The organism is Pseudomonas sp. BNK-7 (assembly GCF_048072025.1).
In the GTDB taxonomy this organism is placed as follows: Bacteria; Pseudomonadota; Gammaproteobacteria; order Pseudomonadales; family Pseudomonadaceae; genus Aquipseudomonas; species Aquipseudomonas danubii.
Genome location: NZ_CP182252.1, coordinates 5,582,332 through 5,597,647, shown reverse-complemented (window position 1 = coordinate 5,597,647; position 15,316 = coordinate 5,582,332). Strand labels below are relative to the sequence as shown.

Below are 15,316 nucleotides of genomic sequence, written 5' to 3'. Positions count from 1 at the left end.
TGCCATGGCCAGCCAAGGTCTTGCGCTGTTTGCCCTGATCTGCGCCAGTGCCTGGCCGGCGTGGATCTGGGCGGCCACCAGCCAGAACTTCCAGGTCAGTGCCACCATCACCGCCGGTTGTCTGGTGGTGGGCGGTGTCAGCAACTACGGCAGCCTGTCCTTCGGCAGCCAGTCGGCGCTGTCCACCAGCACCGTGCGAGTGGCGTTGATCGGGGGCGTGCAATTGCAGTGCACACCGGGAGTGGCCCTGAACATGACCGTGGACGGCGGCCAGTACAACAGCAGCGGGCGACATATGCAGCTCAATAGCGGCAGTGCCCGGGTGGCCTATCAATTGTTTCGCGATGCGGCGTACAGCCAGAGCCTGGGCATAGGCCAGAGCGTGGCCGTGGCTTACAGCGATGCCAATAACATCAGCCTGCCGATTTACGGGCAGGTGCAGTTGCCGGGCAATCAGCCTGGGGGGACTTACAGCGATGTGCTGCAGGTGCAGCTGTCGTGGTGATGGGGCGAGTCGACAACCAGTCGGCAGGCGGACAAGGAGTAGCAGTATGCATTTACCTTTGCGGGGCCTTTGGGCCACCGGTTACCTGATACTGGCCGGAGTGTTGTCCGGCGTGCCCAGGGTCCAGGCCGCCAGCTCGGTGCTGATCTGGCCGATCGATCCGGTTCTGGAGGCGGATCAGCAAGCCAGTGCACTGTGGCTGGAAAACCGCGGTACTGAAACCGCCAACCTGCAGATCCGGGTGTTTGCCTGGAGCCAGAGCGGTTTTGCCGACCAGTACCAGAACCAGCGCGACGTCATCGGCAGCCCGCCGGTGGCGAAGATCGAACCCGGGCAGAAGCAACTGGTGCGCCTGACCCGAACCCGTGAGGTGCCGCCGGGGCAGGAGCTGGCGTACCGGATCATCATCGACGAGATTCCTTCGGCCAAGCCCATCACCCCGGAAGAGGGGGCCAAGAGTGCGGCGGCGATCCGCTTCCAGATGCGTTACTCGGTGCCGTTGTTCGCCTATGGCGCCGGGCTCTGGAGCAAGGAAGACACTTCCCGCCCTCGCGATCCCAAGGGCGCCGGTGTACCGGACCTGAGCTGGCGCAAAGTGGCGGTGGACGGCCAGACGTTTTTCGAGCTGCGTAACCAGGGGGCCGTGCACGCACGCCTGACCGATGTGGCGTTCAAGCAGGGCGGGCAGACCCGGCCGCTGGCGCCGGGCTTGCTCGGTTACGTGCTGCCCGGGGCGGTCATGCGCTGGCCGGTGACGGCCCCCCTGACAATGGATTCGACCCTGCAACTGCGGGTCAATGGCGCGCCGCAGGTGCAGAGTCTGGCGCCTGCGCACTGATCCACTGCAGTCATGCAAGCGCTTGCCAGGTGGCGCTCGGAAGAGGTACGGACGGATGCGAGCGCGGTGACGCATCCGCCTTGGGATGGAGATGTCCATAAATGGACTTGAACCCGCCATGAGCCAGGACGCTGCTCGTTGTTTGCGCTGCTGGAAAGGACTGATGGCTGGCCTGTGCGGTCTGATGCTGGCGCCTTTTTGCCAAGCTGGCGAGCTGCCGCCACCGCCCAGCAGCCTGGAGTCGCTGGCCGATGCGCAGTTGTTTCTGGAACTGGTGATCAATCAGATGAACACAGGGAAGGTGGTGGCGGTGGAGCAGCGTGCCGGACGATTGTTCATGCCGGTGCAGACGCTGCAGGAAACCGGCATCAAGCTGCCGGAGGGGCTGGGCAGCGAAGTCGATCTGGACAGCCTGCCGGGCCTGCACAGCGATTACGACAGTCAGGGCCAGCGCCTGCTGATTGATGTGCCGCCGGATTGGCTGCCGGAGCAGTTCATCGGCAGTCGCCAGGCCTATCCAAGGACACCGGCCCTGAGCAGCTTCGGCGCGCTGCTCAACTACGATCTGTACCTCAATGACACCGATGAAGGCGGCACCTACCTGGCGGCCTGGAATGAAGTGCGGCTGTTCGACACCTGGGGCACCTTGTCCAATACCGGGCAGTACCGGCGGACCTTATCCGGCGTTGCCAGCAGCTCGTTGAACAATGGGTATCGGCGTTATGACACCACCTGGCGTTTTTCCGATGAAGAACGCCTGCTGACCTATGAGGCGGGTGACGTGGTGAGCAGCGCCTTGCCCTGGAGCAGTTCGGTGCGTCTGGGTGGGGTCCAGCTGTCTCGGGATTTCGCCGTGCGCCCGGACCTGGTGACCTATCCCTTGCCGCAGTTTGCCGGTGAAGCGGCGGTGCCATCCTCCCTGGACCTGTTCATCAATGGCTACAAGTCCAGCAGCAGCGAGGTGCAACCGGGGCCTTACACCCTGACCAACATTCCCTTTATCAACGGGGCTGGGGAGGCAGTGGTGGTGACCACGGACGCCCTGGGGCGGCAAGTGTCGACCACGGTGCCGTTCTACGTTACCAGCAGCCTGCTGCAGAAGGGGCTGACGGATTTCTCGGTGGCCGCAGGGAACCTGCGCCGGGACTACACCCTGCGTGATTTTGGCTACGGCCCGGGTGCCACCTCCGGCAGCCTGCGCCATGGCCTGAGCGACAGCCTGACCCTGGAAGCGCATGCCGAAGCCTCGGACTCCCTGACGCTGGGCGGGGTGGGCGGCAATATGCGCCTGGGCAACTTCGGCGTGCTCAACACGGCGCTCAGCCAGAGCCGTTTTGACGGCAGCGGCGGTCAGCAGTTCAGCTTCGGCTACCAGTACAACAACCAGCGTTTCAGCCTGGCGTACCAGCGCATGCAACGTCGTGACCAGTATGCCGACCTGACGGTGGTCGACAGCCCCTACATCAGCCTCAGCCAGCGCAGCGAGCAACTGACCCTGAGCCTCAACCTGGATCGCTACGGCAGCCTGGGGGCCGGCTATTTCGATGTGCGGGCCGCCGACTCGAGCCGCACCCGGTTGTTGAACCTGACCTGGAGCAAGCCGCTGTGGCACAACAGCAGCTTCTACCTGTCGGCCAACCGGGAGATCGGCGATAGCCAGTGGGCGATGCAGGCGCAGCTGGTGATTCCCTTCGACTTGCACGGCAGCCTGAGCCTGAGCAACGAACGCAGCAAGACGGGGGAAAACCGCCAGCGGGTCAATTTCAGTCGTTCGGTGCCCCTGGAGGGCGGGGTTGGCTACAACCTGGGTTATGCCACGGGCAGCGGCGCCGACTATCGCCAGGCGGATGTCACCTGGCGCCTGCAGTCGGTGCGCCTGCAGGCGGGGGTCTATGGCACCCGCGATGCCGAGACCCGCTGGGCCGATGCCAGTGGCTCGCTGGTGTGGATGGACCGCCAGGTGTTCGCTGCCAACCAGATCGACGATGCCTTCGTGGTGGTCAGCACCGATGGTTACCAGGATATCCCGGTGCGCTATGAAAACCAGTTGGTGGGGCAGACTGACAAGAGCGGACACTTGCTGGTGCCCTGGAGCAGTGCCTATTACCGGGGCAAGTACGAGATCGATCCGTTGAACCTGCCGGCCAACGTCCAGACGCCGAATGTGGAGCAGCGAGTGGCGGTGCGTCGTGGCAGCGGCTATTTGCTGGAGTTTCCACTGACCCGGATCATCGCCGCCAGCGTGGTGCTGGTGGACGCCCAGCAACGGGAACTGCCCCTGGGCAGCACCGTGACCCATGAGCAGAGTGGGGCTCGGGCGGTGGTCGGCTGGGATGGGCTGGTGTATCTGGAGAATCTTTCGCAACACAACAGCCTGCAAGTCAGCCTGGCTGATGGCCAGAGCTGCCGTGCGCAGTTCGACATGGATCTGCAACAGCAGCAGGTGCCGTTGATCGGCCCGCTGGTCTGCCAGTAGTTGTGGCGTCACGAGGCAAGGGAGTGCTGAGGGTGGACAGGTTCAAGGGATGGCGACAGGCAATAGTGGGGCTGCTGGCGAGTCTGCTGACGCTGCAGGCCCAGGCGCTGTGCAACGCTGTCAGCACCGCACCGGCGGGGTTCGGCACTGTCAGCTCGATCCTGGTGCGTACCACTTCGCAGCCGGCTTCCACCACCAATGCGGGCTTGAGCTGCACTGGCTCGCTGTTGAGCCTGCTGGCCAGCAACGACCACTTCTACGCCACCATCACGTCCAGCACCAGCGGCATGGTCGGCCCCACGGGCGATGTCATCGGCTACACCCTGTACGCCAACAACAGCACCAGCTATCCGATCACTCGGGGCGTGCAGTTCGACTTCGCGCGCAACTCGATCATCGACCTCCTGGGCTTGCTGGGCAGCCCCACCGTGGCCAAGACCGTGCCCATCTACATGGGGACCATCACCGGCAGCAACGTAGCGGCAGGTGTCTACACCGAGAACCTGAGCATCTTCTGGAGCTGGAACTATTGCGCCGGGATCGGCGCACTGGGGGTCTGCCTGGGACGGGACATCGGCAGCGGCACCCAGGCGCTCACGGTGAACATGACGGTGTCCAACGATTGCGTGATCACCGCGCCGAACATCAGTTTCGGCAGCGCGCCGGTGGTCAGTGCCTTCGCCACGGTCACCGGGCAGACCATCAACCTGTCCTGCACCAAGGGCAGTGCCTATACCGTGGGCTTGAGCGACGGCCAGCAACCCGTGAGCGCGGGAGGGCGACGGCGGATGATTTCCGGCAGCAACTACCTGGCCTACGACATTTTCAAAAGTGCCGGCAACACCCGTTGGGGCAGCGTTGGCAGTGCCCGACGCTCCAGCACCGATGCCGAAGTGAACCCGGGCAATGGCCTGGGTACCGGCAGCCAGATCTTCAACTACAACGCCAGGATCTACACCGACCAGAACACGCCGCCCGCGGGCACCTACATCGACAACGTGGTGCTGGACGTGGGGTTCTGAAGGCCTACAAGGGTATTTCCACCGGGCCGACCATGGCGTAGTTGTAGCCCCCGCCGGACCAGTACTGTGCCTGCAACGGGCCGTCACGGCGGCTACCACGGGGTAGCAGGGTGTTCTGCGGTCCTGGCGGGCGGATGTAGAAGCTGACTTTGCGCCCCTCGCGATCCTGGTACAGAACCATTGCCGCCGGCCCTTGTTCGGTACTGAGCAGGCGCCCGCTGACCGCTTTGAAGCCAGCGTCGTGCAGGTCCGGCAGCGGGCTGGCCTGGGTGAAGTAGCGATCCAGCCAGGCTTGCATGGCACCGTTGTCCTGGACCTTGAAGTCCGCCGGCAGGATGCCTTGCTCGGCGAACAGGCGATACGCCTGGAGGGCATCGGTCATCGGCAGCACGCTGTTGCCGGCCAGGGTCAGCTCCCGGGCCTGCCAGCCGCTCAGACCGCCAACCCCGACCGCCACGAGCAGTGCCGCGGCACTGGCCAAGCGCCGCAAGCCCCGCTGCTGGTAGCGCGTACGGATCAGCGTCGGCTCCAGCGCCGGGTTGGGCGCTTGCAGCAGGGCGCCACCGAGGGCGGCCCGCAGGTGCTGGGCATCCTGCTGCCAGGCCTGGACCTGAGCTGCCGTCTGCGGATGGTTGGCCAGGTAACTGTCCAGCACCCGGCGGTCCGCTTCGCTGAGCTGGTGATCGACGTAGGCGTGCAGGTCGCTGTCGCTGGGGGGCAGGCTGATCATTTGAGTATCCGTAGAGAGGGGCTGCTGATTTCGCCGTCGCTGAGTTGGCGCAGCGCCTGGCGGGCCCTGGACAGGCGCGACATCACGGTGCCGACGGGGACCTGGAGGATCTCTGCCACTTCCTTGTAGCTCAAGCCCTCCACCGAGACCCAGAGCAGCAGGGCGCGTTGCTCGGCGTTCAGGCGGTCGAAAGCGGCCAGGGTCGACTGGGCGACTACGGTGCGCTCCACCGAAGGCTGGGCGTCGTCACGGCCGGTAAAGAATTCGAGCATGCGTGCGTAACGCCGGGAGCGTCGGTGGGCATCAAGAAACTGCCGGTAGAGGATGGAAAACAGCCAGGCTCGCAGATCGCCTTCGGGGCGTTTATGGGCCCGACTCGACAAGGCGCGCTCCAGGCAGGACTGCACCAGATCGTCGGCGCTGCTGGGCTGGCGCGTCAGGGACAGGGCAAAGCGCCTGAGGCGGGGGAGCAGCAGGCGTAGCTGTTCGTCGAAATCGTTCATGAAGTCCTGCAGGTGCTGGGCCAGTCACTAGGCTTGGGACTAGGAAGACGCGCTGCCTCGCAGGTTATTCCACAGACGCGCAAATAAATATCGGGCTGTGGAATAACCGGCACCGGGCTGCGTCTGACTGGTCCTGGTCCCTTGTGGCCCCGCGTACTGGAGATGTCCATGGTTGCCCCATCCTCGCCACCCGATCGTCCGCCCTTGAGTGCTGTCAGCCTGACCTTGCGCCTGGGGGCCATTGCCTGGGTGGTGGCCGCCGCTGCCGCGGCGCTGGCCTACGTGCACGGCAACTTCGACCCGCAACGCCTGACTCCCAAGGCCCTGGTGGATGTGCTGGAGACCAATAACGGCGTGCATCCGGGGTTTCGCCGCAACCACGCCAAGGGCGTGTGTGTCATCGGTTACTTCCAGAGCAGTGGCGAGGCCCGGGCCTACTCCACGGCACAGGTGTTCAGCGAGGCGCAAACGCCGGTGGTGGGGCGTTTTGCCCTGCCCAGCGGCAACCCCTATGCGCCGGACAGCAGCGTGCCGATCCGCAGCCTCGCGTTGCGTTTCCTCCAGGCCAACGGCCAGCAGTGGCGCACGGGAATGAACAGCATGCCGGTGTTTCCGGTGGGCACTCCCGAGGCGTTCTATCAACTGCAGCAGGCCAGTTCCCCTGATCCAGCCACGGGCAAGCCGGACCCGACCAGGGTGCCGGCGTTCTTTGCCGCTCACCCGGAGGCTGGGCCCTTTCTGCAATGGGTCAAGAGCGCCAAGCCTTCAGCCAGTTATGCCAGTGAAAGCTACAACGGGATCAACGCGTTCTACCTGGTGGATGGCAGCGGCAAGCGCCAGGCGGTGCGCTGGGGCGTGGTCCCCGAGACCGGTGAGGCGCCAGCCCCGGGCAGTGCTCCGCAAGGCGCGGACTACCTGGAACAAGACCTGACGCAGCGCCTGGCTCAAGGGCCGTTGCGCTGGCGTTTGCAGATCACCCTGGCGGCGCCCGATGACCCCACCCATGACGCCAGCAAGGCCTGGCCCGCAGAGCGTCCGGTGATCAATGCCGGGACCCTGGTGCTGCAAGGCACCCAGCCGCAGAACAGTGGCCAGTGCCGGGACATCAATTACGACCCGCTGATTCTGCCCAATGGCATCCAGGCCTCCGATGATCCCCTGCTGGCAGCACGCTCTGCTGCCTACGCCAGTTCCTACCTGCGTCGCACCAGCGAAGTCAGTCAATTGCCCTCCGCCCAGGAACCGCGTCCATGAATAGCCACCCTCAACACTTCGCCCCGCTGGCGCGCCTGCTGCACTGGCTGATGGCGCTGATGATCATTGCCATGCTGTTTATCGGTGCCGGCATGGTGACCTCGGTGTCCGCCCGTCATGAGTGGCTGATCCACCTGCACAAGCCGTTGGGCATCGCCATTCTGCTGTTGGCGGCGGTGCGCCTGTTTGTGCGTTTTTCCACTCGACAACCGCCGCTGCCGGCAGACTTGCCGGGCTGGCAGGTGTTGGCGGCCAAAGCCTCCCATGTGCTGCTGTACGCCCTGATGCTGGGCTTGCCGGTACTGGGCTGGGCCATGATTTCGGCGGCCGGGGACCCGGTGATGCTGAGCGGTTCGTTGCAGTTGCCGGCGATCCTGCCGGCCAATGCCCAGGTGTTCGCTCTGTTGCGCAAGGCCCATGGCTACCTGGCTTATCTGCTGTTCCTGACGGTGTTGCTGCATCTGGCGGCGGCACTGTTCCATGGCTGGGTCCGCCGAGACGGGGTATTGCAGAGCATGCTGCGGGGGCGGGTTTGAGTCCCCCTTGAGCAAGCCTGCTGTGTCGTTCAAATGGCACAGCGAGCCTCGGTCCGAGCTTTCCCGGGGTTCAGGCTCCACAGCCAATAGACCAGTGCCAGGCTGTTGATAGCGGCTCCCAACAGGCAGACCCCGATCCAGCCGGCCCAGGCGTAGGTGGCGGTGGCGGCAATCGAGCCGCCGGCGCTGCCCAGGGAGTAGAACAGCATGTAACCGGCGGCCAAGCGGCTCTGGGCTTGCGGGCGCACGCTGTAGATCAGGCTCTGGCTGGTGACGTGGACGGCCTGCAAGCCCAGGTCGAAGGTGATGACTCCCAGTAGCAGTGCCCACAGGGACGATTGGGTAAAGGCAATGGGCAGCCAGGACAGCAACATCAACGCCAGGGCCAGGCCGCTGGTCCACTGTGCCAGGCCGCGATCCGCCCAGCGCCCGGCCCGTGCCGCGCCCAGGGCGCCGGCGGCCCCGGCCAGGCCGAACAGGCCGATTTCGGTGTGAGACAGCGACAGCGGCGGGGCGCTCAGAGGCAGTACCAGCGGGGTCCACAAGACGGTGCCCGCGGCGAAGATCAACATCGCCAGCACTGCACGGTCGCGCAGCACTTTTTCTTCCCTGAACAGTTGCAGCAGCGAGCCGAGCAATTGCCCGTAGCGTTGCACTGCGGGTGGCTGTTCAACTCTGGGCAGCACTCTCCACAGGGTCAGGGCCACCAGCAGGGTCAAGCCGGCCGACAACAGATAGACCGAACGCCAGCCGGCCAGATCGGCCATGGTTCCGGCCACGGTGCGGGCCAGCAGAATGCCCACCACGATGCCGCTGGTCACCATGCCGACCACCCGTCCACGCTGGGCTGTGGGTGCCAGGTTCGCGGCATAGGCCACCAGAACCTGGGTCACCACCGCCAGCAGGCCGGTGCCGGCCATGCCCAATAGCAGCCAGGCGCTGTTGGGGGCCAGGGCCACCATTAGCAAGGCCAGCACTGAAAGCAGAGTCTGGGTGACGATCAGTCGCCGGCGGTTGAGCAGGTCGCCCAAAGGCACCAGCAACAGCAGCCCCAGGCCGTAGCCCACCTGGGTCAGGGTGATGATGATGCCCACCGTGGCCGGCGGCAGGTCGAAGGTTCGGGCCATGGCGTCCAGAAGCGGCTGGGCGTAGTAAACGTTGCCCACCGCCAGGCCACAGGCGATGGCGAACAGCAGCACCACCCGTGGTGAAAGAATCGAGGGGGCAGGAGGGGAAGGATCGCGTGACATGTCGGGCTCCGTATCTGGTTTCGTTATAAAACCAGTTGTACGGTAGAGGTCGTGGTTTTATATTGCAACCACTTTTCTGTGGCCCGAACGGAGACTGCCCAGCATGGTTAAACGCACCAGCCTGCAAGATGCCGAGTGCCCGGTGGCCCGCTCACTGGATGCCATCGGTGATTGGTGGTCGTTGCTGATTGTGCGGGATGCCTTTGACGGCATCCGTCGCTTTGGCGAGTTCCAGCGCAACCTTGGCATGGCCAAGAACATTCTTGCCGCACGTTTGCGCACCCTGGTGGAACACGGGGTTTTTGAAGTGGTGCCGGCCTCTGATGGCAGTGCCTACCAGGAGTACGTGCTGACGCCAAAGGGCAAGGGGCTGTTTCCCCTGATCATCGGCTTGCGCCAATGGGGCGAGGCGTTTTTCTACGAGGAGGGCGAGGCGCATTCGCGAATGGTCGACCGGGAAACCGGGCAACCGTTACGTGCGCTGGAACTGCGTGCGGCGGATGGGCGCTTGCTGGGGCCGGAGGATTGCCGACGGGTGCCGGCTGGCGCCGATGAGTGACGACTGCGCAAATGCTCGCGCAGTCGCCAGTCGGGTTCAGCGCAGGTGGTCCACTAGGTCGGCAAGGGTGCTCATGACATCCTTGCCCAGCTGCATGGAGCGCTTGCCGGACCAGCCGGTGACGGGGTTGGGGTTATCGTCGTGGTCCTTGAAAGGCATCTCCAGGGTCAGCGCCAGGCAGTCGTATTTCTCCCCGACGGCATTGCAGGCCAGGGTCATGTTGGCCTCTCCGGGATTGTCCCGGGCGTAGCCGTGGGTAGTCTGGAAGTCTCGGGTCTGGCGCTTCAAGTGGCTGCGAAAATGCTCTTCGAGTCGCGCCAGGCGTGGCGTGTAGCCTGGGTTGCCCTCGCAGCCGGCGGTGAAGACGTGAGGAATTTCTTCATCGCCGTGCACATCAAGAAACAGGTCGACGCCGTACTTTTCCATCTGCTGCTGGACGAACAGCACTTCCGGGCTCAGTTCCTGGCTGGCGTTCTGCCAGGCGCGATTCAGGTCCTGGCCCTTGGCGTTGGTGCGCAGGTGGCCGTGGAACGCGCCGTCCGGGTTCATGTTGGGCACCAGGTACAGATCGGCCTTTGCCAGCAGCGAGTTGAGCTCCGGGTCATCCCGGTGCTGCAGGCGTTCGATCACGCCTTCCATGAACCATTCGGCCATGTGCTCGCCGGGATGCTGTTGGGCAATGATCCAGATCTTGCGCTGTCCTTCCTTGCCGCTGCCCTTGCGCAGAAGCTGGATATCCCGGCCTTCGACGCTTTTGCCCACTGCCAGCAGTTCGGTGTCGGCCTTGCTCAGGGCTTGATCGATCAGCCAGTCGTGGCGCCCGCGACTGTAGGGCTCGAAGTAGGCGAACCAGGCGTGAGTCTGGGTGGCCTCCAGATTGAAACGCAGGGCGTCACCTTCGAAGATCGTCGGTACGCGAAACCAGTTCACATGGTCATAGGAAGCGACGGCCTGGTAGCCGGTCCAGGCTTTGTTGTAGGAGGACTGGCTGGCGTTGGTCAGGCGGAACCAATGTTCCTGGCCGACATGCAGGCCACTGACCTTGAAGTGAAACCACTGGAAGTGCGGACTCTGGGTATCCGGGCGGATGGCCAGCAGTGCCTGCAGCGGATTGCTGATGTCCAGCACGTTGATATTGCCGCTGTCGAAGTCGGCAGTAATTTGAAACGAAGTGTGATTACCCACGGTCATGGTCGGTCCCTGTATAGGATTGTTATGACCGCTACTCTACACACTGAGGGGGGTAATAGAAGGGGGGCGTCGTCCTTGACGCAGAAGCAGCTTAGTGGCTATGCGATTGATTCTCAAGCGCTACTTTTGTCTTTCCAGGCCATTTAGCACGGCTGCTATCTTGCAAAAGGACATTCTTTTGCTATCATCGCCGCCATTATTTTAGCTGCATCCACGTCTTCATTAGCCTGAAGCCAAGCCAGAAAACTGGCAAAAAAAAGACCCGGCAAAAAGCCGGGTCAAAAACCGTGATTAGCCTGATGAGGAGATAATCCAAAGGTCCGACCTAAGGTCCTTTGGGCTATCGACTGATCTCGCGACCAGTTGCTTGCAATAATAATCATTATCATTTGCAAGTCAAATGTTTTTCCCTGCCCTTCGGAAAATATTTTTCCATTTCTCCTGTTTCCGCTGTTTTTTCCTTGCCGGCGCCTCAGCTGGACTCAAAGCGCTGACTTTCCAGGGACTTGTCCACCAGGGCTTTGGCCAGGTCGATCATGTGCACCACGGAAAAAGCCAGGTCACGCTTGGCCCCCCGCAGATTGTCGGCCGCGTCATAGGCGGTGGCTGCTGCACAGCGCAGCAGATCGGATGCGTGGATCATGGCTTCCTCGCTGCTGAGGTTGCGCCTGACCTCGAAAAACTTCTCTTCCTTGTCCGATCCGGTCAGCGCGGGCTTCAAGTAGTAGTCCATCGCCCGTCGTGCTGCGTGGCTGCCCTTGAGTGAATTCAATGTGGTCTCTGTATCGAGCTCCGGCACGTCCTTGCTGCTTGCGTTCATAAAGTGTTCCGTCCTGTTTGAGAAAAGGAAAGAGGGGTATGAACTAGATTAATACGTATTGTAATTGTGACGAGATTTCAAATACTACAAGTTGTGTGTTGAGGCCGGAAATACACAACGTATTGTTCAGTCCATGGACAAATGGATCGAGTTGGTCAAAGCCAACATGAAAGGCCGCAAGGTCACACAGGAAAAACTCGCCGAGCGTCTGGGCATGTCTCAGGGTGGTATCGGTCATTGGTTGAGCAAACGCCGTCAGCCAAAGATCGAAGACATGAATCGGGTGCTTGAAGAGATCGGCATGGGCTTTCTGGAAGTTGCCCTGGTGGTCCGCGAGAAACCCATGCTCGGTGACGATGGCGAACCCCTGGTGAACGAGCCTTCACTGTTGCACAAGTACAATCCGTACTTCCGTTATCCGGTGAGCGATTGGCGAGCTGCTGGGGAAGTTCGTGAAGATGGCAAGTCAGCCTATGTACCGGAGCGCTATGAGCTTTCCGATTATCAGGCTCAAGGCGCGGCGTTTTGGCTGGTGGTAGTCGGTGACGCAATGATTGCGCCCAGCGGCTTGAGCATCAGTCAGGACATGCTGATTCTGGTGGACCCGGCTATTACCGCCGAACCTGGGAAGTTGGTGGTCGTACAGTGTCCCGGTAATGCCGAGGCGATCTTTCGTAAGTGGGTGAAAGAGGGCAGTCAGCATTATCTGGTTCCCCTCAATCCCACCTATCCGAAGATGCTCTACAGCGACGAGTGCCGGGTTATTGGTGTAGTCGTACAAGCTACTGCGAAGTTTTAACTTGCTTGAAAGGCCCCTTCCTACAGCTAGGAAGGGGCTTTCTTATTGGTGGGTTTACTCCAACTCTACCAACGCACTGCCTTCACTAACCATTTCGCCTTCCTGGCAATACAGTGCCTTGATGACACCTGCCTGGGGCGCGCGGATGCTGTGTTCCATCTTCATCGCCTCCAGCACCACCAGTTGCGCGCCGGCTTCGACGCTTTGCCCGGCGCTGACCAGCACCCGCACGATGCTGCCGTTCATGGGCGCAGTAAGTCCGCCCTGGTGACTGTGACTGGCATCGGCTGCAGCAATCGGATCGTAAGCCGTGACGCTGTGCATCTCGCCCTGCCAGTGCAGGTACAGAGTGTCACCACGGCGAATGGCGCGATGTTCACGACGCAACCCTTGTTGCTCTACCCACAGGTGTTCACCTTGCAACTGGAAGGCTGGCGAGCGAGCGCCCAGGCTGATGGCCTGATCCTGTCCGGCACAGCTCAGGTGCAGGCTGGTCTGGGCCGGTAACGCGCTGCGCCAGCCATTGACTGCCGACCATGGGGACTGCAGGTCGTCGCTACGCACCCGTTCCGGCTGGCTTTGTGTGAATGCCTGTGCGGCCGCTTGCCAGAAGTCCGCGCCGAGTTCGCAGGGCGCTGGCAGTAATTGTTCCTGATAGCGTGGGATAAATCCGGTATCCAGTTGCGCCTCGGCGAACGCTGGATGGGCAATGATGCGCCGCAGGAACGCCAGGTTGGTTTTCAGGCCACCGATGGCGAACTCGTCCAGCATGCTCAACAGGCGCAGACGAGCCTGCTCGCGGTTTTCGCCCCAGGCGATCAGCTTGCCCAGCATCGGATCGTAGAAGGGCGACACGCTATCGCCTTCCTCGACCCCGCTGTCGACCCGACGGCCCGGGCCAGCGGCGGATTCGCGATACAACTCCAGGCGCCCGGTCGCGGGAAGGAAGTCGTTGCCCGGGTCTTCGGCATACAAGCGCACTTCAATGGCGTGCCCCAGCAGCGGGACCTGTTCCTGGCTGATGGGCAGGGCTTCACCCTGGGCCACGCGTATTTGCCAGGCCACCAGATCGAGGCCGGTAATGGCTTCGGTAACCGGGTGTTCCACCTGCAGCCGGGTATTCATTTCCATGAAGAAGAATTCGCCGCGAGCATCCAGGAGAAACTCCACGGTGCCGGCGCCGACGTAGCCGATGGCCTGGGCCGCGCGCACGGCGGCTTCGCCCATGGCCTTGCGCAACTCGGGGCTGAGGCCGGGAGCGGGGGCTTCTTCGACCACTTTCTGGTGACGCCGCTGGATCGAGCAGTCGCGCTCGTTGAGGTACAGGCAGTTGCCGTGTTGGTCGGCGAACACCTGGATCTCCACGTGGCGGGGCTTGAGCAGGTACTTTTCCACCAGCATCCGCGAATCGCCAAAGGATGATTGGGCTTCACGCTGGGCCGAGGCCAGGGCTTCGGCCAACTGGCTGACGTCCTCGACCACTTTCATGCCCTTGCCGCCGCCGCCAGCGGTGGCCTTGAGCAGCACCGGGTAGCCGATGCGCTCGGCGGCACTGCGGAAGGTTTCCAGGTCCTGGGCTTCGCCGTGATAACCCGGCACCAGAGGTACGCCGGCGGTTTCCATCAGTGCCTTGGCCGCCGACTTGCTGCCCATGGCGTCAATGGCCGAGGCGGGCGGGCCGAGAAAGATCAGGCCCGCCGCTTCGATGGCTCGGGCAAAACCGGCGTTTTCCGAGAGAAAGCCGTAACCGGGGTGGATGGCCTGGGCGCCGCTGGCCTTGGCCGCAGCGATCAGCTTGTCGATCTGCAAGTAACTGTCGGCGGCCTTGCTGCCCCCCAGGTCGACGCGGATATCTGCCTCGCGGCTGTGCCGGGCATTGCGGTCGGTGGCGCTGTGCACGGCCACGGTGGTCAGGCCCAAGGCCTTGGCGGTGCGCATCACGCGGCAGGCGATCTCGCCACGGTTGGCCACCAGTAAAGTGTCTAGAACGGGGGCGCTCATCAGCGGGACTCCTTGGTCGTGGGCTCGGACTGCCAACTGGGCGGGCGTTTTTCCAGGAAGGCCCGCAGGCCTTCCTGGCCTTCGGCGCTGACCCGAATCCGCGCGATGGCATTTTCGCAGTAGCGACGCAGGGCTGTGGTGAGGGCGCCATTGCCCACTTCTCGCAGCAGGTCCTTGCTGGCACGCATGGCTTGGGGGCTGTTGAGCAGCAGATTGTCGATCCATTGGGTGACTTGCTGTTCCAGCTCGGCAGCCGGGTAACTCTCCGCCAGCAAGCCGATTTCCCGTGCCCGTTGGCCGCCAAAGCGCTCGGCGGTGAGGGCGTAACGTCGGGTGGCGCGCTCGCCAATGGCCTGGACCACAAAGGGACTGATGACCGCTGGCGCCAGGCCAATGCGGACTTCCGACAAGCAGAACTGCGCATCGTCGGTACCGATTGCCATGTCGCAGCAACTGATCAGGCCCAGGGCGCCACCAAACGCTGCGCCTTGCACCACGGCCAGGGTCGGGATCTTCAGCTTGGCCAGGTTGTACATCAACTCCGCCAGTTCCCGGGCGTCGTCGAGGTTGGTCTGGTAGTCGAGTTCGGCGGACTGCTGCATCCAGGCCAGGTCGGCGCCGGCACTGAAGTGCTTGCCGCGTCCGCGCAGCAGCAGGAAGCGCAGGCTCGGGTCGCTCTGCACCTGATCCAGGGCCAGGATCAGCTCGCGGATCATCTCGGCGTTGAAGGCGTTGTTCTTGGTTTCGCGGCTGAGCCACAGGGTGGCGAAGCCACGAGGGTCACGCAGCAGTTCCAGGGTATTGAAGTCGCTCATGTTCTTCTCGCGCAGGA

General features: G+C 63.0%; 15 protein-coding genes. 8 read left to right on the top strand and 7 right to left on the bottom strand.

What is annotated here, in order from left to right; all coding sequences use genetic code 11:
- Positions 1 to 4 precede the first annotated feature (4 nt).
- The 4 genes from ACMGF8_RS25230 (at position 5) to ACMGF8_RS25215 (ending at position 4,841) form a co-directional block, all read left to right on the top strand.
- Positions 5 to 505 (top strand): spore coat U domain-containing protein, encoded by a 501-nt coding sequence (locus ACMGF8_RS25230; RefSeq protein ID WP_102864677.1) that lies wholly within the window; start codon positions 5 to 7, stop codon positions 503 to 505.
- A gap of 46 nt (positions 506 to 551) precedes the next feature.
- A complete protein-coding gene (locus ACMGF8_RS25225; protein ID WP_102864678.1) occupies positions 552 to 1,343 on the top strand; it encodes a molecular chaperone in 792 nt (263 codons plus the stop codon).
- Between the two features lie 118 nt (positions 1,344 to 1,461).
- The gene (locus tag ACMGF8_RS25220) at positions 1,462 to 3,819 is read left to right on the top strand and encodes a fimbria/pilus outer membrane usher protein (protein ID WP_416757606.1); all 2,358 of its coding nucleotides are present in this window, start codon (positions 1,462 to 1,464) and stop codon (positions 3,817 to 3,819) included.
- Positions 3,820 to 3,851: 32 nt separating this feature from the next.
- Positions 3,852 to 4,841, top strand: coding sequence for a spore coat U domain-containing protein (locus tag ACMGF8_RS25215; protein WP_115580514.1), 990 nt, complete (start codon positions 3,852 to 3,854; stop codon positions 4,839 to 4,841).
- 4 nt (positions 4,842 to 4,845) lie between these two features.
- On the opposite strand, the gene ACMGF8_RS25210 is transcribed toward ACMGF8_RS25215, so the two are convergent.
- Positions 4,846 to 5,571, bottom strand: coding sequence for an anti-sigma factor family protein (locus tag ACMGF8_RS25210; protein WP_221811532.1), 726 nt, complete (start codon positions 5,569 to 5,571; stop codon positions 4,846 to 4,848).
- Positions 5,568 to 6,074: an RNA polymerase sigma factor gene (locus ACMGF8_RS25205; protein WP_102864682.1), complete on the bottom strand. Its 507-nt coding sequence runs from the start codon at positions 6,072 to 6,074 to the stop codon at positions 5,568 to 5,570. Before ACMGF8_RS25205 ends, ACMGF8_RS25210 begins: the two co-directional genes overlap by 4 nt.
- Positions 6,075 to 6,242: 168 nt before the next feature.
- Between ACMGF8_RS25205 and ACMGF8_RS25200 the strand changes: the two genes are divergently transcribed.
- Together ACMGF8_RS25200 and ACMGF8_RS25195 are read left to right on the top strand one after the other, a co-directional pair.
- A complete protein-coding gene (locus tag ACMGF8_RS25200; RefSeq protein ID WP_115580512.1) occupies positions 6,243 to 7,328 on the top strand; it encodes a catalase family peroxidase in 1,086 nt (361 codons plus the stop codon).
- Entirely contained in the window at positions 7,325 to 7,864 is a 540-nt protein-coding gene (locus tag ACMGF8_RS25195) for a cytochrome b (protein ID WP_102864684.1), read from the top strand. The genes ACMGF8_RS25200 and ACMGF8_RS25195 overlap by 4 nt, the downstream gene beginning before the upstream one ends.
- Positions 7,865 to 7,893: 29 nt before the next feature.
- On the opposite strand, the gene ACMGF8_RS25190 is transcribed toward ACMGF8_RS25195, so the two are convergent.
- The gene (locus tag ACMGF8_RS25190) at positions 7,894 to 9,114 is read right to left on the bottom strand and encodes an MFS transporter (protein WP_207166237.1); all 1,221 of its coding nucleotides are present in this window, start codon (positions 9,112 to 9,114) and stop codon (positions 7,894 to 7,896) included.
- Between the two features lie 103 nt (positions 9,115 to 9,217).
- Between ACMGF8_RS25190 and ACMGF8_RS25185 the strand changes: the two genes are divergently transcribed.
- On the top strand, positions 9,218 to 9,673 hold the full coding sequence (locus ACMGF8_RS25185; RefSeq protein WP_102864686.1) for a winged helix-turn-helix transcriptional regulator: 456 nt from the start codon (positions 9,218 to 9,220) through the stop codon (positions 9,671 to 9,673).
- Positions 9,674 to 9,709: 36 nt separating this feature from the next.
- On the opposite strand, the gene ACMGF8_RS25180 is transcribed toward ACMGF8_RS25185, so the two are convergent.
- Together ACMGF8_RS25180 and ACMGF8_RS25175 are read right to left on the bottom strand one after the other, a co-directional pair.
- Positions 9,710 to 10,864, bottom strand: coding sequence for a M14 family metallopeptidase (locus ACMGF8_RS25180; RefSeq protein ID WP_102864687.1), 1,155 nt, complete (start codon positions 10,862 to 10,864; stop codon positions 9,710 to 9,712).
- Positions 10,865 to 11,336: 472 nt separating this feature from the next.
- Positions 11,337 to 11,684 carry a DUF6124 family protein gene (locus tag ACMGF8_RS25175; RefSeq protein WP_102864688.1) on the bottom strand — a complete coding sequence of 116 codons (348 nt, stop codon included), beginning with the start codon at positions 11,682 to 11,684 and terminating at the stop codon, positions 11,337 to 11,339.
- Positions 11,685 to 11,817: 133 nt separating this feature from the next.
- On the opposite strand from ACMGF8_RS25175, the gene ACMGF8_RS25170 reads away from it, so the two are divergent.
- Positions 11,818 to 12,483: a LexA family protein gene (locus ACMGF8_RS25170; RefSeq protein WP_102881807.1), complete on the top strand. Its 666-nt coding sequence runs from the start codon at positions 11,818 to 11,820 to the stop codon at positions 12,481 to 12,483.
- 54 nt (positions 12,484 to 12,537) lie between these two features.
- Here ACMGF8_RS25170 and ACMGF8_RS25165 read toward each other — a convergent pair whose 3' ends face one another.
- Both ACMGF8_RS25165 and ACMGF8_RS25160 read right to left on the bottom strand, forming a co-directional pair.
- On the bottom strand, positions 12,538 to 14,484 hold the full coding sequence (locus ACMGF8_RS25165; protein ID WP_416757600.1) for an acetyl/propionyl/methylcrotonyl-CoA carboxylase subunit alpha: 1,947 nt from the start codon (positions 14,482 to 14,484) through the stop codon (positions 12,538 to 12,540).
- Positions 14,484 to 15,299: a gamma-carboxygeranoyl-CoA hydratase gene (locus tag ACMGF8_RS25160; protein WP_416757598.1), complete on the bottom strand. Its 816-nt coding sequence runs from the start codon at positions 15,297 to 15,299 to the stop codon at positions 14,484 to 14,486. The genes ACMGF8_RS25165 and ACMGF8_RS25160 overlap by 1 nt, the downstream gene beginning before the upstream one ends.
- Positions 15,300 to 15,316: the final 17 nt, after the last annotated feature.